General features: G+C 45.4%; 13 protein-coding genes. 5 read left to right on the forward strand and 8 right to left on the reverse strand.

Annotated elements, in window-relative coordinates; genetic code table 11:
* The first annotated feature begins 12 nt into the window (after positions 1-12).
* Together ACYX4J_RS02075 and ribA are read left to right on the forward strand one after the other, a co-directional pair.
* A complete protein-coding gene (locus ACYX4J_RS02075; RefSeq protein WP_444915485.1) occupies positions 13-648 on the forward strand; it encodes a retropepsin-like aspartic protease family protein in 636 nt (211 codons plus the stop codon).
* Between the two features lie 17 nt (positions 649-665).
* The gene (gene ribA / locus ACYX4J_RS02080) at positions 666-1,283 is read left to right on the forward strand and encodes a GTP cyclohydrolase II (RefSeq protein WP_108734569.1); all 618 of its coding nucleotides are present in this window, start codon (positions 666-668) and stop codon (positions 1,281-1,283) included.
* 125 nt (positions 1,284-1,408) lie between these two features.
* Here ribA and ACYX4J_RS02085 read toward each other — a convergent pair whose 3' ends face one another.
* Positions 1,409-2,683, reverse strand: coding sequence for an amidohydrolase family protein (locus ACYX4J_RS02085; RefSeq protein ID WP_476177762.1), 1,275 nt, complete (start codon positions 2,681-2,683; stop codon positions 1,409-1,411).
* A gap of 151 nt (positions 2,684-2,834) precedes the next feature.
* Positions 2,835-6,161: a pullulanase-type alpha-1,6-glucosidase gene (gene pulA, locus ACYX4J_RS02090; RefSeq protein WP_476177763.1), complete on the reverse strand. Its 3,327-nt coding sequence runs from the start codon at positions 6,159-6,161 to the stop codon at positions 2,835-2,837.
* 590 nt (positions 6,162-6,751) lie between these two features.
* Here pulA and rsgA point away from each other — a divergent pair.
* Complete coding sequence (rsgA, locus tag ACYX4J_RS02095; RefSeq protein WP_445361099.1) at positions 6,752-7,870, forward strand: ribosome small subunit-dependent GTPase A; 1,119 nt, start codon at positions 6,752-6,754, stop codon at positions 7,868-7,870.
* 39 nt (positions 7,871-7,909) lie between these two features.
* On the opposite strand, the gene ACYX4J_RS02100 is transcribed toward rsgA, so the two are convergent.
* Positions 7,910-8,227: a DMT family transporter gene (locus tag ACYX4J_RS02100; RefSeq protein WP_108734565.1), complete on the reverse strand. Its 318-nt coding sequence runs from the start codon at positions 8,225-8,227 to the stop codon at positions 7,910-7,912.
* A gap of 475 nt (positions 8,228-8,702) precedes the next feature.
* On the opposite strand from ACYX4J_RS02100, the gene ACYX4J_RS02105 reads away from it, so the two are divergent.
* The gene (locus ACYX4J_RS02105) at positions 8,703-9,737 is read left to right on the forward strand and encodes an agmatine deiminase family protein (RefSeq protein WP_444915488.1); all 1,035 of its coding nucleotides are present in this window, start codon (positions 8,703-8,705) and stop codon (positions 9,735-9,737) included.
* A 58-nt stretch (positions 9,738-9,795) separates the two neighbouring features.
* On the forward strand, positions 9,796-10,683 hold the full coding sequence (locus ACYX4J_RS02110) for a carbon-nitrogen hydrolase (protein ID WP_413663377.1): 888 nt from the start codon (positions 9,796-9,798) through the stop codon (positions 10,681-10,683).
* A gap of 53 nt (positions 10,684-10,736) precedes the next feature.
* Here the strand turns inward: ACYX4J_RS02110 and ACYX4J_RS02115 are convergent, their stop codons facing one another.
* Genes ACYX4J_RS02115 through ACYX4J_RS02135 form a run of 5 tightly spaced genes read right to left on the reverse strand, consistent with a single transcriptional unit; the run spans position 10,737 to position 18,040 of the window.
* Positions 10,737-11,585 carry a sugar phosphate isomerase/epimerase family protein gene (locus tag ACYX4J_RS02115; RefSeq protein WP_444911554.1) on the reverse strand — a complete coding sequence of 283 codons (849 nt, stop codon included), beginning with the start codon at positions 11,583-11,585 and terminating at the stop codon, positions 10,737-10,739.
* Complete coding sequence (locus tag ACYX4J_RS02120) at positions 11,582-12,958, reverse strand: DUF6005 family protein (protein WP_413663375.1); 1,377 nt, start codon at positions 12,956-12,958, stop codon at positions 11,582-11,584. Before ACYX4J_RS02120 ends, ACYX4J_RS02115 begins: the two co-directional genes overlap by 4 nt.
* A 43-nt stretch (positions 12,959-13,001) precedes the next feature.
* On the reverse strand, positions 13,002-14,309 hold the full coding sequence (locus ACYX4J_RS02125; protein WP_444911553.1) for an AMP-binding protein: 1,308 nt from the start codon (positions 14,307-14,309) through the stop codon (positions 13,002-13,004).
* On the reverse strand, positions 14,293-16,212 hold the full coding sequence (locus tag ACYX4J_RS02130) for an IucA/IucC family protein (RefSeq protein ID WP_476177764.1): 1,920 nt from the start codon (positions 16,210-16,212) through the stop codon (positions 14,293-14,295). Before ACYX4J_RS02130 ends, ACYX4J_RS02125 begins: the two co-directional genes overlap by 17 nt.
* Positions 16,199-18,040 (reverse strand): IucA/IucC family protein, encoded by a 1,842-nt coding sequence (locus tag ACYX4J_RS02135; RefSeq protein ID WP_413663372.1) that lies wholly within the window; start codon positions 18,038-18,040, stop codon positions 16,199-16,201. Before ACYX4J_RS02135 ends, ACYX4J_RS02130 begins: the two co-directional genes overlap by 14 nt.
* Positions 18,041-18,161 lie beyond the last annotated feature (121 nt).

Here is an 18,161-nt window from a genome sequence, read left to right on the forward strand (position 1 = left end):
TAGGGAAGATCAATGCGCAGCTATTTTGTATTTATAGTTAGCTTTTTATTTGCACTGAATGTCAATGCACAGCAGGTGCAGCTAAAAGGCCTGTTTGGCGATAGCGCCATGCTGGAGATTGATGGCCGCCAGAAAATCCTTAAGGCTGGACAAAAATCCCCAGAGGGCGTCACCCTACTGGAGGCAACTACTCGTTATGCGCGGATCAGTGTTGCCGGGCAGGAGCAAAAGCTGACCTTGGCGGCTCCTATCGCAACCAGTTTTGCCAAGGCGGCAAAAGCTGAAGTACGGCTTTCCGCTGATAGCCGGGGTCATTACATGACGGATGCCTGGGTTAATGGCATGAGAGTGCCGATGATGGTGGATACCGGTGCTACCAGCATTGCCTTCAATTATCCCACCGCTCGCCGTCTCGGTTTGAATTTGGATACTGCACAAGAAATACGGGTTTCCACTGCCAATGGAGTTACCAGGGCTTACAAAGTGAGCTTGAACAGTGTAACCATTGGCGGAATCAAGCTTCACAATGTTGATGCGACTGTACACTCCGATGATTTTCCCAGCGTAGTGCTTCTCGGCAATAGTTTTCTCAGTCGGGTTGATATGGAACAGCAGGGCGGTGTGCTGCTACTGCGCGCCCGACACTGATTTAAAGAGGTATTAAGTTGACCATTCGTTTTGTGGAATCCTCAAAACTGCCCACCTCTTGGGGTATGTTTGAGATGCACGGTTTCGAGGAAGTGGAAACCGGAAAAGAGCACGTAGTGCTCACCATGGGTGACTTCGATACCGAAGAGCCTCTGTTGGCCCGTATTCATTCTGAGTGCCTGACCGGGGATGCACTTTTCTCCCTGCGCTGTGATTGTGGTGCCCAGCTACAACATGCGATGCATCGCATAGCGATGGAGGGGCGTGGAGCTATTTTCTATCTCCGCCAGGAGGGCCGCGGTATCGGTCTGTTAAATAAGATTCGCGCTTACCACTTGCAGGATTGTGGTGCGGATACGGTGGAAGCCAATGAGCAGTTGGGCTTTGGCGCCGATATGCGGGATTACTCAATTCTGAAAGCAATGATCGAACACCTGGGTATTCATGCCATTCGCTTGATGACCAATAACCCGCGTAAGGTAAAAGCGCTGGAGGACTTGGGCATCAATGTGACTGAGCGTCTGCCGCACCAGTCCGGACGTAATCCCCACAATGCCAAGTATTTGTCCACCAAAAAAGGCAAACTTGGTCACTTGATCGAAAATGAGGATGAAGAAGGAAAAGAGGAAAACTAACTTTCACTTTTCTTTAAGCACCCCAATAAAAAAGGCCGGAGTTATCCGGCCTTTTTTATTTTGTAGAAATTAATTAAAACTGGGTTCGAATATTTTAATTTCGCTTTTAAACTATTCAGAGCCTTTTAATTCTTAAAGACCTTGCCCCCTTTCATCACAAAATCCACATCTAAAAGCTCATCGATATTATCCAGTGGCGAGCCATCGGTGGCGATAATATCGGCATACTTACCGGACTCAATGGTGCCCAGTGAATCGCTCATATCGATCAGGTCGGCGGCGTTAACGGTAGCGGATTGCAGGATGGCCATATTGTCCATACCGGCTTCACTCATCAGTACCGCCTCGCGGGCATTGATGCCGTGCTCGGATACACCTGAGTCGGTACCGAAAGCAATTTTTACTCCGGCATTGACCGCTTTACGGAAATTGCCGCGCATGTCTGTGCCAACACGAATGGCTTTTTCCTTCTGAGCCTCAGATAAGACATCGGTATTTTTTGCCAGCTGTACCACGGTATCGCCGGCGAGAAGTGTCGGAACCAGATAAGCGCCGGTTTCTTTAAATAGCTTATGGGCGCGGGGACCTGCGTAGGTGCCGTGCTCAATACTGTCTACACCAGCCTCCAGTGCGGCGATAATGCCTTCTTCCTGGTGCGCGTGGCTGGCCACCTTGCGGCCCATACGTTTGGCTGCAAGGACCACCTCTTTTAACTCATCCATTTCCATCTGCTGACCAGTTCCGGTAGCGCGATCGGTGAGCACACCACCGGTAGAGGTAATCTTGATAAAGTCAGCACCATATTTGATCGCATGGCGGGTCGCGCGTCGGCACTCGTAGGGGCCGTCGCATACAGTTTTGGTCTTGTCATCATGCAGCTCCATTAGCTCTGGACTGACCCCGCTGATATCTGCGTGGCCACCAGTTATTCCCACCCTGCCGGCTGCAACAATTCGCGGGCCATCTACCCAACCTTTATTGATCGCATCGCGCATCGCATACATTTCTTCACCACTGTTACCAGCATCGCGCAGAGTGGTAAAACCAGACTCCAGGGTTCGCATGGCAAACATTTGCGAGCGCATCTGGGTCAGCGGCATGGACATCTTGAGAGCCTCGGTATCATTTTTAGGGCCCAGCTCACCTTGTAAATGCACGTGCATATCCATTAAGCCCGGCATTACGAAACTATTCTTAAGATCAATGACTTCAGCGTTATCCGGGCTTACATAACCGGATCTGACAGCACTGATCTTGCCGTCCTCGATAATTACACTTTGCTCTTGCAAAGGTTTCTCACCGGGAACGGCGAGGAGTGTGCCTGCATGGATAACAGTAGTTTTTGCCAGTGTCGCGGATGAGAGAAGAGTTGCGATGCCGCAGAGAAGGAGACGCTTCATGATTTGTACACCTATTTATTATTTAGGTACACGCTAAATCAATCTGCGGAATATGACAATTGCGAGTTGATTACTTGGTTAGAGCCGGGAAATAGTTTCTAAAAAATGAAAAAAAGGCCGGAAAATCCGGCCTTTTAAAATTTATGAAGAATTAATATCTACGGCGTGGCTGCACAAATACTGCGGTAGTTCGGCCGGGCAGAGTAAAGGTGCCGCTGCTCCTATCAAATTTTACTTTGTGCAGGCGTGAGTCTACTGATCGGCGCTGACGTGGGTGCTTGAACAGGTACTCACCAATAAGGTTTTCGCTGGTAAATTCCAATGATTCGTCATCGCCATTAAACAGCACCACAATACGTTCAAAGCGGCGATCGATGCTGCCACTGGAATCGGATAACTCCATCACAATCAGCCCAGGAATCTGGTCGGGTCCGGTGTTGAGGAAATTGAGATGTGCTTCTACGGACTCTGCATCAGACAAGCGGAACAGGGGAGAGCTGTTGCGAATCGCCAGCTGCTCGCGGAATAGAGCAGAGCTCCACAAGCGGTGCCGGCGCTCGGGAGCCAATTCCGGGTTTGCCAGTAAAGGTTGCATCAGGGACCAGTTATCTTCATTTTTATCTGCGATAGGTAAACCCGCAGCCCAATTATCGGTGGCGAGGCTGAAGTCCAGTGTATTAAACCAGTCACCGGAGTTGTAACTGTCCCGATCCATCGACTTTGAGCGCAGGAAATCCTGGCCTGCGTGGATAAACGGCACTCCCTGGGCGAACAGAACCAGGGAATTACTGAATGCCTGGATACGCACTCGTTCAGCCAAGTCGGCGCTGTCACTGGCTTTGATCTGTACTCCGTCGAACAGCGTCTCGTTGTCGTGGGCGGCAATATAATTAATGGATTCCTGCGGGTCGGCGGTATAGCCGGTGGGCTGGCCGTTATAGACCAGCTCGCTGCCGGTAATGATATTGCCGTTGGCATCTTCAAAAGGATAATCCGCCAGGTTGCCGGCGAGGGAAACGCGGACTTTATCTGCCAGGGTTAGCAGTGTGGCACGCTCATCTTCTCCCTCAAACTTACCGTTGCTGTCGGTGAACAGACCGGTACCAAAGCCCTGCTCCTCAAAACCTCCAAAGGGGTTGCCGCCACGCACGGAATCGCGCAGGCGATCGTTAAAGGTGCCGACACCGCTGCCGGCCATATTGCCCTGGCGGGCCTGTACAAAGCGAGCATCCTCAGCCACTTCGCCAAAATTCCAGCCCTCGCCGTACAGGTAGATAGCTTTGCCGTCGACACCATCGGCTGCCGGGGTCAGTGATTGCAATGCCGCTTGCGCCTTGAGGATATTGTCGAGGCTGTGATGTCCCATCAGATCGAAACGGAAGCTGTCCACCTTATAGGCCCGGGCCCAGGTGACCAGGGAATCGATCATCAGCTTTTCCATCATGGCGTGCTCACTGGCGGTATTGGCGCAGCAGCTGCTCATTTCCACACCACCCTCCAGATTGCGGCGATGGTAATAGCCGGGGACGATTTTATCGAGTACGGAGTTGTCGTATTGGCCATAGGAGCTGGTGTGGTTGTAAACCACGTCCATCACCAGTCGCAGGCCGGAGTGGGATAGCCCTTGCACCATTTGACGGAATTCGCGAATGCGCGCAGGTCCATCGGGAGCGCTGCTATAGCTGCCTTCGGGGACCGTGTAGTGCAATGGATCGTAGCCCCAGTTAAAGCCATCGGTATCGCGAATAGCATCTACCTGGGCCTGCTGCTCGCTGCTGTCCGGCGCGTAGTCTGAGAGGTCCGGGGTTTGCTGCTGCTGGGTGCGATCCTCATTGACTGTGGCAAAGTCAAAGGCCGGCAGCAAGTGGATATGGGTGAGGCCGGCGTGGGCCAGTTTATTGAGGTGGCGCATGCCGTCGCTGTGCTTGCGGGTGAAAGCCTTGAAGGTGCCGCGCTCTGCTTCGGGGACAGTTTGATCCGCAATACTGAAATCGCGCACATGCAGCTCGTAGATACTGATGTCTTCCGGCTGGGTTAACTTGGGCTTGCGCAGACGATCCCAACCGCGCGGCTTCAGGTCCCGGTCATCCAGGTTGACGATCTGGCTTTTGCCGCTATTGATGGAGAGACTCAGGGAGTAGGGGTCGGTGACCAGGTTGGTTTCAATCTGACGGCTGAAGTAGGAGTACACCTCGACCTCATAGAGATAAAAACTGCGGTCCCACTGCTTGTCGATATCGGCACTCCAAACCCCGGTAGATTCATCGCGCAGCATGGATACCACCTGATCGGCGCTGTCGCTGCTGGAGTCTGTAAACAGGTGCAGTTTTACTGCCCGTGCGGTGGGAGCCCAAAGATCGAGCTGGATATTCTCCTCGCCGACACGGGCACCGAGTTCACCGTCGTAGTAAAAGCGATCATCGAGCGCGCCTGCCATCTGCACACCAGTCGCATCCAGTAACGTGCCCTCCGCATCGTAAGCGGCGAGGGCGAGTTGCTGGGTTACCAGATCACTAGTGGAAGCCTGCCCCGGCAATTGCCAGGCACTGAAACTGGCCAGGTGCGGGAATTTTTGTTGGGCGCTGTCGGGCAGGGTGGCGAGAGGGGTGAGATCGATGGTGCCATCGGAACGGATATCACCGTCCTCCAGTTTTAGCTCGGCGCTGTTGCTGTAGTGCAATTTAACCTCGATACCTTCCTGCACCTGGATATCCCAGGCAAAGCTGCTGGTATCCACCCAGTGAGCTTTATCGCTGCTCAGGTCACCCTTGGCGAAGCCATCACTACTGACGGTGACTTCTTTACTATTCGAGTCAAAAGCAAAGTAGATTTCGTCGTAATCGGCAGCCACGGTAAAGCTGACGTTAGCTCCATTGTTTCCGTAGCTCTCCTCCCAGCCTTCGTGCAAGGCTACCTTGAATTCATAGGAACCGGCAGGCAGTGCTGAGGTGATAAAGGTGTAGGTGCCATCTCCATCGGCATCCTGCATCCAGCTGCGCAGGCAACCGGGTTGCCAGTCTCCCGGGCACCCCAGCAGGGATTGGAAGTTGCCGGCTACAGTAGCGACCACGCTATTGTGGTTGTCGGCGATCCAGTGACTCTCGTGGTCGTAGATAAATTTAACTTCGCGGGCCTCATCCAGGCTAAGGGAAATATTACCGCCGTCCCGCTGGCCGCCCCAGCCATAATTTTCATCCCAGCTGTTGTTGAGAGCGGCTTTGTACTCCCAGTTGCCGGCGGGTATCCAAAAGTTGCCTTGCCATTTGTCGTCTTCGCTGTCATAGCTGAGCAGGGTGGCGACACAACCTGGTTGCCAGTCGCCATCGCAGCCCAGTTGGCTTTGTAGGTTGCCGGGAATATTGACCTCTGTGGGGTCTGGTGTGTCAGATGCCCACACCGGTATTTGGATGGAGCAGAAGACTGCCCCCAGAATCAGCCCGGCCTTTGTGCCGGGCCCTGTAAATTTTGTTGTTGGCATAGCGCTTCCCATTTTTTGTTGTACTTGTTGCGGTTCTCTCAGTTGGTATTGAATCGCAGTCACGCATTGACGGCCTCCCACCCCGAGGAGGTGGAGGTCTGGGGGAGGTGGTTGGGGGTGTCATAAAACCTTTATAGATTCGTCACTTGGTGGAAATACCCGCAGGAGAAGATGCTTCTCGAGTAAACGCGATGGCGAAAGAAAAAGCCGGATCTATACTCAGCTGATCGGGTTATGGTGAGTCGAGAAAGGTGATGCACTCGCTGTAATCGGATTCGAAGGCCGGCTTTTGCCGGCTTTGCTTTTTATGGCGGGGCAATTACTAAGAGGCTTCCCGGGATTATCCTTGCTCCTATCCCCGGGTAGTGCTAATTTGCCCATAACCCGCCAGGTACTTTGGCGGAATCCAGAACTCAATGACTGCGGAGGATGATTGATGATTGTTGCAACCCTCCGTCGGGTCCAGTAGCAGCCTCCAGCTGCCCACGCCCGGCGATAGATTCCTAGACGTCGGGCTTTCCCTGAGAAAGCTCTGTTGGCCGCGCATGTGCGGTCGCTTGGTGCTTTATTGCGCCCAGAGGGTTTCAATCTTGAGTAAATCTCGCTTTACCCGCCGGTCTGTTAATAGATTCGGCACTAAATCCCCATCTATCAAAATTGAGCGGGAAGCTTCTCCGCTGCAAAAACTCGGTTGGAAGCCTTTTTTCCAACAGCAGCTGACGCTCGAAGAACTCGAGCAGTGTTTGCCGCTGCGGGTTATGGCTGTACACCGCAGTCGCCTGGAGTTGGCCGGCGAGCAGGGGGCTGTGTCCCTTCCGCTAACCGGGAGTCTTGTGGCTAATTTGCCCGCAGTGGGGGATTGGCTGTTGTTAGAGAAGAGCAGTGGATATTTCGTGCGTTTGTTGAGCCGCAGCAGCCAGTTTGAGCGCATGGCACCTGGGGGGCATCAGGTGCAGATGATCGCCGCCAATGTCGATAGTGTTTTTATTGTTTCCTCCCTGAATGATGACTTTAACCTCTCACGTATTGAGCGCTATTTGGCTCTGGCTCGGGAGTCTGGTTGCAGCCCACACCTGATACTGACTAAGACCGATCTGTGTGAAGATACAGCCCCTTTTCTTCAGGCATTGCGTCCATTCGGCGAATTACCCGCTGCAATGGTAAATAGCCTGGATCGAGAAAGCGTGGCACAGCTGCGCCAGTGGTGCTTACCTGGGGAAACTATCGCGCTGTTAGGTTCTTCTGGAGTGGGTAAATCCACTTTGCTAAATGCGCTGTCTGGCGAACCCCTGGCTGAGACTGGGACCATTCGCGAAGCCGATAGTAAAGGGCGTCACACTACACGGAAACGCTCTCTTCACTCCCTGAGTTGGGGAGCGCTGTTACTCGATAGCCCTGGAATGCGGGAGCTGGGGTTGGTGCATGTTGAAGATGGCGTGGCGGAGACTTTTTCTGATATTGAGGCCTTGTCCAGAGAGTGTCGCTTCTCTGACTGCCAGCACCAGTCAGAGCCAGGCTGTGCGGTACAAGAGGCAATAACGGGCGGTTCGTTGGATGATCGGCGCTTGCGCAATTGGCAAAAACTGCAACAGGAACTAAGCCGTAACGGTCAAACTCTCGCGCAGAAACGGGCAGGGGAGAGAGCGCTATCCCAGATGTATCGATCTGTGCAAAACCAGGCACGTAAACACAAATATTCAGAGGATTAATAGAACTGGCGCCCGGGAATTTTCCCGGGTGCTTCTCAATTAATGAGAGAGTTTTAACGTGACAACGCCTAAGATAATGAGCAAAACTCCCAGGTAGCGTCCAAGGCTGGTGGAGTCTCCAAAGAACAGCACTCCTACCGCAAAGGCTCCGGCGGCACCAATTCCTGTCCAGACCGCATAGGAAGTACCAATAGGTATCTCTCGCTGCGCCAGCCACAGAAGAAATCCACTGACCCCAATAAATACCACAGCCATAACCACACCCAGAAGGCGGGTGTTACTGCCCTGTGAAATTTTCAGTCCCAGCACCCAACCAATTTCGCATAGTCCGGCGAGTATTAAGTAGAACCAGGCCATGATATTCCTTTAAAGAGACTCGGCGATTTGCTTCTAGCGGAGAAATCAATGTTGACATGTCAGTAAACAAGTCTTTCCCGTATTAGAACAGATATAGTTGAGAATAGCTGAGATAGCTTTATTGAAAGTCAGGTGGATAGCTGTGCCTCGCTCCCATCCAGTAATTAATCTCAAAGTGCAGTCGGACCTGTTTGAGCTCTTAAAACGCAATCTATTAGTTACATTGCCAAGTGCATTGTTTCGGAGGAAGTTGGAGCATGCTAAATAAATAAAATCTTTACTGAGAGGGCTTTGCATTGTTTTCCAGATGAAATCAGGAAAACGATAAAACTGTGCGAAAGTCTATTTAAATCCGAGCCCAAACTTGCGCGAAATGAATTTTTCTATATTATTGTAATGATAATTATTATCATTTGGTGCTAGTTCAATACCCCTGTAAATTTAAAATAACTATCAGATAAAGTAATTAAAACTTATGTCAAATAGATTGCCACCTGAATGGGCAAAGCAAGATGCAATAATGCTCACTTGGCCTCATGCGGATACTGATTGGAGACCGATACTAAGCGAAGTAGAAGCGGTTTATGTTTCTATTTGCGAAGCTATAACTGCTCGACAAAAACTGGTAGTCGTTTGTCATGATGAGGTTTTAAAAAAACATATTAGCCAGCTATTACATGTGGCTAATGTAATAATTCAAAATATTCAGTTTGTTGTTGTTGCCACAAATGATAGTTGGGCGAGAGATCATGGCCCAATTTCAGTAGTGAACAGCCAAGGAGAAGTTGTTGCTCTCGATTTTACGTTTAATGGATGGGGAAGCAAATACCCGGCTGATTTAGACAATCAGATTAACCAGGAAATGTTTAAGCAATTGGGTATCTGTAATTGGCGGAAAATTGACGTCGTTCTTGAAGGTGGAGCAATAGATATTGATGAAAAGGGCAATCTTTTAACGACTGAGCGCTGTCTGCTAAATAAAAATCGTAACCACCGCATGACAAGAGCGGATATCGAGGGACTGCTAAAAACTGAGTTAGGTGCAAAGAATATTCTATGGCTGGATCATGGCGCATTAGAGGGCGATGATACAGATAGTCATATCGACACTCTTGCACGGTTCGCACCTGGCCAAACTATTGTCTATCAGGGCTGTAATGAAAGTGGTTATCGTTTTTTTGATGAACTTGAGAAAATGAAGCAGAGTTTAGTACAAATGCGCTCGCTTGATGGGAAACCATTTAATTTGCTGGAATTACCATGGCCTAGCGGACAAGCAAATGCAAGTGGCGAGCGTTTACCTGCCACTTATGCCAACTTTCTAATTATCAATGATGCGGTACTAGCTCCTGTATATGATGTTGAAGAAGATACTGAGGCGTTACAAACTCTCCAGATGGCATTTCCGGAGCATCAGATAGTTGCGGTTAATTGCCGGCCCATTATCGAACAGTTCGGTAGTTTGCATTGTTTAACTATGCAGCTGCCGAAAAACCTCTTGGCTAATTAGGCGTTAAAAAAAATTTTTTGCATCTAATCTAAAATTAAACAATCTAGCGAATTTATTAATGAGTAACATAGTTAAAGTGGCACTTGTTCAGCAAGATAACACTGTTGATTGCCAACAAAATATTGATAGGTCAACTCAGGGAATACGTGCCGCAGCGAGTGAAGGTGCTGATTTGGTAGTGCTGCAGGAGTTGCATCGTAGTCTGTATTTTTGTCAGTCAGAAGATGTGAGTTTATTCGATTTAGCTGAGACGATCCCTGGACCCAGTACGGATTATTTTGGAAGGCTTGCAAAAGAACTCGGCGTGGTCATAGTGACCTCTTTATTTGAAAAGCGTGCTGCAGGTATTTATCACAATACTGCAGTGGTATTGGATAAAAATGGCTCTATTGCCGGAAAGTATCGAAAAATGCATATTCCGGACGATCCGGGATTTTACGAAAAATTTTATTTCACGCCTGGTGATTTGGGCTTTGAAGTTATAGATACGAGTATTGGCAAGTTGGGCATATTGGTTTGTTGGGATCAATGGTTTCCTGAAGCTGCCCGACTGATGGCAATGGCTGGAGCAGAATTACTGATTTACCCAACCGCAATTGGATGGGACCCGCGCGATGATGCGGCTGAGCAGCAACGGCAACTTGAAGCCTGGAAAATTGTACAAAGGTCCCACGCGGTAGCGAATGGCGTACCAGTTATTAGTTGTAATCGTGTGGGCCATGAAAGTGATTCCAGTGGAAGTTCTGCCGGCATTGATTTCTGGGGTAATAGCTTTATCTGTGGTCCACAGGGCGAGCTACTTGCCTGTGCAAGTGAAAGTGATGGTGAGATACTAATTGCGAATATAGATATGGAGAAAAGTGAACAAGTACGTCGTATTTGGCCATACTTGCGAGATAGACGTGTCGATCATTACCAAGACTTAACGAAAATTTACCGTGATTAAGAGTTGATAGTTTGGGTCTGCCAGATTTCCTAGAAATTAGCAGACCCAATTTACTAAATGGCTAGTGGTTCGCGACACTGCTGAAGTTGTTGAATTAGGTATCTATCTCTAGCTAGTGTTTCTTTACAGTCATCACCAAACCATTCCAGTGAAGCTTCAATGTTGCGGACTCTCTTGTCTGGATGTTGACTAATATGACTTACGAATTCCTGATAGTTAACAGCGCCATCAAACAGCGGGACAATACCTTCCCGCGAGCCAGAAGCAGAATATACATTAGCAGGCGAGAACACATTCAGGAATTCTGCAGAACTTACATTTTTTAAGTGGATATGATTAATATTATCTTTTAAAGCCTCAAAAGCTGGGATCACTTCAGTTTTTGATTCCCAGACATGGAGTACGTCAAAATTGATTTGAAGGTTGTCACAAGCAACGCTCTGTAATAAATGCTTTGTTGCTGGGACGGAATCCGCATATGTATTGGGATGTGTTTCAATAATCAAGTTGAGATCATGTCGGGACATCCATTGACAGACCTTGCGCAACGTCTTTGTTAATCGTGCAAAGCCATGCTCAGATGTGTTTGCGCTTGCCTCGGAGCCGGCAAAAGTCCTAATTTTCTTAGCACCCCAATGTTTTGCTAAGTAACATAAATGTTCTACTTGTTTATGTAACTCAGCTTCAGTGGCATATAGTGCTAAATAATCACTTAACATCGTGATTTTTAGGCCGTAGTCCGCCAACCAATCTTTATTATATTCTGGTTGAGAGGCGAGGTTTTTTGCGTGAGTTCCCCACAATTCAATACCCTGAAAATGATTATGCTTCGCCCACTTTGCCAAATGATCAATTGAAACCAGTTGATGGCGAAAAGAGATTGTACAGATAGATAAAATCATATGCACACCTCATTGGAACGTTCTTTGTTAGTAATAGCTACATGGTTTTGCCATTGTTGAAATAATGTATGTAGCTGACCTTTGATTTTAAATTCTCGCTGATCTTGTTGATCCAGTAGCTGCATGATTTCTGTTTTAATATCTGTCGATGATTCGGATGGATAGTTTCCTTCAGTAGCGTAATTCGCGATTTTCATAGAACGAAATTGAATCTGCTTATAAGTGGAAACTAACTCTTCAATAATGTCGCACCATGTTTCAAATTCATCAAAATCCAAATTTAGCTGCAACATAAAATATGCTAAGCCATGTTCGTAGGCATACTTTCGAATAGCCAATACGGGAAGCTGAGTGAGAGCACGGCTTAAATTAGAGGGGCTTAGCTGACTTTCAGGAGCCAAATGTGCCTTGACAATTTTTCGCACAGCATCCGTCATCGGATTATTGTTTAAGTTCAAACAGGTAGTAAAATAGTCATGGATTGCCTGATTGGAGCTTGGTTTAATTTGGCTGCTATCAAAGATATAACCGCCAGCAACAGCATCCGACTCAATTGCGTGTAATACTTGTTTTTTATTTTGCTCTCCTTCCCAGCGAAAATCAGGATCCCACATAAATAACATTTCTGGATTTTGGCTATTTTCCAGCATTACGTAGTGAGGGAATGGATTCTGGTTAAACTTATTTTCGCGTTCTGGCAACCTATACATATCTAGCATTACCATTATGTTCTGACTGGCAGATTTATTGTCTAGTAATGTTAGTAAAGTGTTAATATTGTCGCTTTTGGATAAGCCTTGGTTGTACCAGGACTTTACCTCGACACCATAAATTTTCTCGAACCAGTTTCGAAAGAAGTCATGGTTCAAATTCTCAGCGTGATAGTTGATACAATAATCATTATCAACTACAACATCGGCGTCCCATACACCAAAGTAAAATGGTCTATGGTCAACATGATCATTTGCTTTGATACACTCGCATAGACAACTCACAAAACAATGTACTTTAATATCCTCAAACTCTTCTGTCTGCTCTTCAGCTTGTTCTGCTGGAGCTATTTCGACTCCTGATTTCTCTTGAGGATCGGTATGTTTGGGAGAAGCGCCATTCTCGCTCTTATAGTTAACCCGGCCTAATATAAACTCACTAAAGCTATCGACTGTATCAAAATCCTTCAAGTTCAAGGCTTCATCGGGTATATCAATTCCCAGCTTTAATTCCAAGCTAATAAGTACTTGCAGGATCAGTACGGAATCAAGGTATAAATCTTCATTTAGCTTGGAGTGAAGCTGAACATCTTCTATATGTGTTAGATTCAACTCATTAGTAAGTATGCTCTGAATCGAATCTACTATTTCAGTCTTTTGCATAATTAATATATTGTTTGTTTGCTCAATAGATAGCCCCTACTTACTAGTTGGCTCTTTCAGCTTGTTTTCCTTCACTACTTTTATTTGTTCTGGTTAGTATGTTCTGTTGATAGTTCAGCGCAATCTGCTTACGGTTCACTTTACTGTTAGCCATTCGCATTATCTCATCGACCGGCTGTAATATTTGCGGTACTTGAAATAGTGCTAAGTGTTGACTGCACCATTGGCGTAGTTCGGAGGGGTCTATTGCTGGGGAAGCGACATACTGTAGGCAAACTCGTTGGCCCGCAAATTGATCATCTATCTTAAATACCACTACATCATTAACTTGCGGGTGTTCAAGTATGATATCTTCTACTTCTGCAGGATATACATTTAGCCCCGATACGATGATTGTGTCATCCATTCGTGCAAGAAAATGCAGTCGACCATTTTCACTCAAATAGCCGACATCCTGTGTTTTAACAGTTTTAATTCCTGATGCAGTTTTTACATAAGCAACTATCTCTTGCTGTTTATTGTCGAGATTACCACAGGTAATTTCGACATGAGGTAATGGCTTTCCTTGATCGTTAGCAGCAGATAAATCCTGTCCTATACTAATACAGCCCGCTTCAGAGCATCCATACTGTTGATATAAGTTTTCTACACGTGCCTGAATCTGCTCAAATACCTGTTGTGGCATAGTGGAACCTGAAGTCATAGCAGCAAATAGTTTGCTATTGGCCGGCCATAAACGTAATAATCCCTGCAACATTACCGGAGAAGAATACAAAAGCGGACGCTGACAACTCTGCAGCTTCTTGATAAGGTATTTAGGATTGATATTGCTAATTATCAGTGGTGACTGACCCCGATTCAGAGCAACCATTACGCCACAAATTAATCCATATGAATGGGTAACGGGACAAGCGACAACTGGAGTCATGCTGTCCGGGTCGCTGAAAGCCTGGCAATAACTCTTTACCTCAATATCAATATCCGCCCAGCTTCGCAATATGCATTTTGGCTCACCTGTGGTGCCGGAGCTCATTTGAATAATACCTGCTTCAGATTTATTCAAATTAGTTGCCGGTAGCTCAATTAATCCTGCTAAGTCACCATAAATCAGCAATTCGCAGCCAGCTTTTTCTGCCATACGCTTTGCAGTATCCTTTGGAACACTGGGGTGGATAGGCATGGCAGATATTTTCTTTGACTTTAAGTAATAACATAGAGTCAACCAAATAAAATTATCTTCAACACATACCGCAACAGCGTTACTCTCATTAATAGTATTTATTGAGACATAGGACTGCTGTTGCTCGTTAAAGTCTTCTTTACTATAAAACTTATCATTTATTGTAAGCATAGGATTTTCCTGGTACTGCTGGCACTGATATTGATGTCTTGGAGGTTTCCTTTTGGGTATCATGTAAAGCAGCGTCTGCTAACGGATTTCTTATGTGATGATGAAATTCTGTTTCACGATTCCCGCGAAATTTCTTATCCAATAGTGATTCGGTTTTAATTTCCGGTTGGAATAAATCGATTTGGGCTATGCGCTTTTGATCAGTTAAGTTTGATTGCTGATATTTTCTAAAGTTGTGATAAACTGATTTCCAGAATTCACTTTCTGGAAATTGGTAGTAATCTTCAAGTAATACGGCCAAGTCAGATAAATTAAAAACCAATAAAGTATCTACTAAAAGCTCGCGCAAAGCTTCGACACTTTCCATCCAATAATATTGGTTTGGCCCGCCAAAACTATATTCTTCCTCGAAGTCAGTAAAAGTAGGCGCTAATTCCGGTTGTGCTAAGTAATTGTGAACGTACTCCATGCTTTCATGAAAATCGCGCACTATAACTTTTTCAGGCCAACCATCTTTATGTTGCAATAAGATATTTTGCCCGTGCGCCTCAATTGCAATACCGTGATGAACTAGTAAGTGCCATATGGGAATAATCACCTTTTCGAGCAGGTTCTCCAGCCAACTATGACAACCATATTCGGCAATCCAGGGCTCGATAAAAGGGCTGCCATCTTGTTCTATTATACTTAGGGCTACAAAAGGTATTACAGTTTTCTCATCACAGTATGAGTGCAGGCTCTGTCGAAAAATTACACCCAATTGACCATCGAGATTCTCAATCCATTCCTGATGTTCAGTGCCATCATTTGTAGGCCTTATTCCGGCATACTCCGCCAGCAAAATCATATTTTGCTTCAGGTAGTTATCCGACTCCAGAATTTGTATTAACCAGTTTGATATAGCAGGTGCAGTACAAATGGTGTGACTTTCTATAGTGCGTAGTGAAGAAGTATTAATTATATTCAGAGGTAGTTTTATATTAGCTTTTTCAGGATGGCTAATATTTAATAATGTACGAATAGAAATGCTGGCTTGATATTGATCGCCAGCCTCTCCAAGGTAAAATACTTGTCCATCAGCAATAGCGGGCTCAAGTTTATCTTTTAAAAACTTCCACTGCCATGGATGGATAGGCATCAATGAAAATGCAGTACTATCGGAAGTTAGATTTTTAATTTGTGTATTTAACTGCTGGTAACATTGTTCACCAAGCTCAGTTTCCCAAAATATTTTTTCAGTTACAGAGTTAAATCGACGCTTCAAATAGCATCGTCTAATCGCCAACCAATGTAGTTGAAAATTATTGCCAAACTCTGGACCATAAAGTTTATGATCAAGCTCACTAAACCCAGTTCGTGCCTTGAAGCATGGATGATAAGGGTGCCCTTCATCAATTGCAGACTCTAACTGGGTATATGTTAATTCACGACGGCTTATATGGCGGTTTAAATGCTTGTTGTTCCACTGGCAAAGTTTAACAGTTTGTTCGAGCTCAATTGCCAGCTTTTTCTTTACTACTACTGAAGTAGGCAAGTCCTCAACAAGGGCATTTAGTGTTATTGGTTGCCAATCAATGCTTTGAGATATATTTTTTATCCATTGTGCCTGAAGTTTTGTATCTACATGCTTTTCATCTCTTTGAGAAAAAAACATTTCTTCTGCATTGATTCTAATTCGACTAAAACCAGAAATTCTTCCTGAAGCACGATAAAAAGATCTTCCTAATGTAAAATAGAAAAAACCATCGTGATAAGAGTAATCACAAAGATGCTCGAACAACAATGCTTCCAAGAGCTGGCGAATCACTCTTTTTTCTTCAGCTAAGTGGCTGTCAGAATTTTTATAAGGAGAGATTTCTAAGTCTTGTTGAGATAAATGCTGCTGTGGGTTAACTGTGAGCAAGAGTCACCTCGTTAACTTGCTTGTGGGTAGTCAAGCTTTCTTGATGCAGGTCGAAGAAAGGATTTCGTATATTAGTGTAAACAGCTAATTCTTTTTCCGCTTCCAGCTCATCAACATCTTCAACGCGAGTTAGAAGGTTTCCCTTGCAGGGAATACTAGAATTATTAAATAATCTATCTGTAAAGTTTTTGCCGACGCTTGTCAGTACCCTAGAATTTAGAAAATTAAGCTTGCTGTAACTTAATTGTAATAGTTTATTCTCATCAATAAGGTCATCTTGTCCCATACGGCCAATAATTGAGAATAACTGATTGACAAAAAGATAGTATCCAAACCGGTCTGCAATCATATTGTCAGGATAAAATAAGTCAGGATTATTCCTCAACTCAGGTACAGCTTCGAGCAACTTATCCTGCATTTTTTCTGACAAGTAGAAACCTTGATTGTCTCGATAGTAGTATCTAATTGGACAGTCATCATAAATAGTTAATAGAGAATTTTGTTGGTGAGCCTCTAAACCAATACCCTGACTATCGTAAAGTCTAATTGTTGGTTCAATTGCACATTGCCAATAACAATTAAACCATTTTAACGCTGCTTCTTCTACGCTAATGCCCTGCTTGGAAGCCAAGCTTAAAACTTGCTGCGCTAATTTAGACTGAGTTCCGGATAAGATAGGGTCTTGTACCAATGCAGCGATTGAAACTGTGGGTAGTTCTAGACTGTTTGTATCTTTACTGAATGGATTTTGCCGTATAATAGTTTCAAAGCCTGTTTCCTGCATATTAGGTAATTTAACAGTAATAAAGGCAGGATCTTCAATTAAAACAAACTGTGGAAATTTTTGCTTGAAGTTGCTTAATGAGAACAACTTTCCAACATTTAATCCCGGATCTAATTCGTGAGCCATATTTTTTCTTAGCGAATTAGTTATTTTTACAGGGATCGAGAGCTTAATCATATAATTCAGCTCACTGCAGTACAAAGTGCGGACAGAAGAAGTGGGCGTAAACATCTTACCCATAAGACCTAAGTCGACAATTAATCCGTCACGTTGTAAATGTTGAACATAGTCCTGGTGTAACAGCCACTGTGCTTGTAGGGGGTGCACAGGTATTAGTTGTTTATCGATATCGATATCGATATCGGCCCCTAATATATTATTGATAATTTCCTCAACACTCTCGTCGAGTAAAGAATCTTGTTCCAGAAGATCTTTTGACACGGCAAAAAAGTGTAATTGAAATTTAGATTTCAATTCCGGCGTATACTTTTCATGTTGCCAAGAGTGAATGCCTTGGCGTGACTTGGGTGTAGGATGAAGCCAATGTCCAAATAACAGAGATTGCTCAGAACAAATATAATCGGAGCTATTAAGCGTAGGATCATCTAGTCGTTTAGTAAGATAATCCTGCATGATTTGAAGACTTTCTAAAGTGCGATTTAATAGTTCTATTTTGTTGGCTGGAGTATTTGGCTTATTGTTTTGGTTATTATCTTTTGCATAAATGTTATCTATTAACATCATAATTGCAGAAGTAAAATCTATGGGTTGCCAATTCCATTGATTTGCTAATTTGCGATAGCTTTTAGTAAATACATGTCGGCCGACAATTGAACGATAAGAAGCTTCTAAAGCAAGTGTAACTCCAGTTCCGTTCAAATAAAGTTCTAGCGCATAACCATTTTCTTCTTCAAGAGCCACACCAGTTTGTAATTGCCAATCAGAGCTTGTATGCCAAACACCGGGGTCAACTTCTCTTATATATGCATTAGCAAATGCTTGAAAAGAAGCCTTTTCCGCCAGCTCTTTTGCGGTGAATGGCATGACGATATTCTCCTGGAGATACTAAGTAAAAGAACTTACCCAGATGATAATGATACACATTCTCACCAGCAAGTAAGTTTACAATTGTTACTATTGTTTTAGAGCTGTATCTCACTTGGCG

The sequence above is a fragment of the Microbulbifer sp. ABM4_008 genome, from assembly GCF_056311705.1.

What these genes read in the sequence shown, in the direction of transcription:
- ACYX4J_RS02100 (WP_108734565.1), bottom strand. Translation starts at nt 8,227, where the DNA reads ATGGCCTGGTTCTACTTAATACTCGCCGGACTATGCGAAATTGGTTGG.
- ACYX4J_RS02115 (WP_444911554.1), bottom strand. Translation starts at nt 11,585, where the DNA reads ATGATTTTATCTATCTGTACAATCTCTTTTCGCCATCAACTGGTTTCA.
- ACYX4J_RS02085 (WP_476177762.1), bottom strand. Translation starts at nt 2,683, where the DNA reads ATGAAGCGTCTCCTTCTCTGCGGCATCGCAACTCTTCTCTCATCCGCG.
- ACYX4J_RS02110 (WP_413663377.1), top strand. Translation starts at nt 9,796, where the DNA reads ATGAGTAACATAGTTAAAGTGGCACTTGTTCAGCAAGATAACACTGTT.
- ACYX4J_RS02135 (WP_413663372.1), bottom strand. Translation starts at nt 18,040, where the DNA reads ATGCCATTCACCGCAAAAGAGCTGGCGGAAAAGGCTTCTTTTCAAGCA.
- pulA (WP_476177763.1), bottom strand. Translation starts at nt 6,161, where the DNA reads ATGCCAACAACAAAATTTACAGGGCCCGGCACAAAGGCCGGGCTGATT.
- ACYX4J_RS02075 (WP_444915485.1), top strand. Translation starts at nt 13, where the DNA reads ATGCGCAGCTATTTTGTATTTATAGTTAGCTTTTTATTTGCACTGAAT.
- ACYX4J_RS02120 (WP_413663375.1), bottom strand. Translation starts at nt 12,958, where the DNA reads ATGCAAAAGACTGAAATAGTAGATTCGATTCAGAGCATACTTACTAAT.
- ACYX4J_RS02125 (WP_444911553.1), bottom strand. Translation starts at nt 14,309, where the DNA reads ATGCTTACAATAAATGATAAGTTTTATAGTAAAGAAGACTTTAACGAG.
- ACYX4J_RS02105 (WP_444915488.1), top strand. Translation starts at nt 8,703, where the DNA reads ATGTCAAATAGATTGCCACCTGAATGGGCAAAGCAAGATGCAATAATG.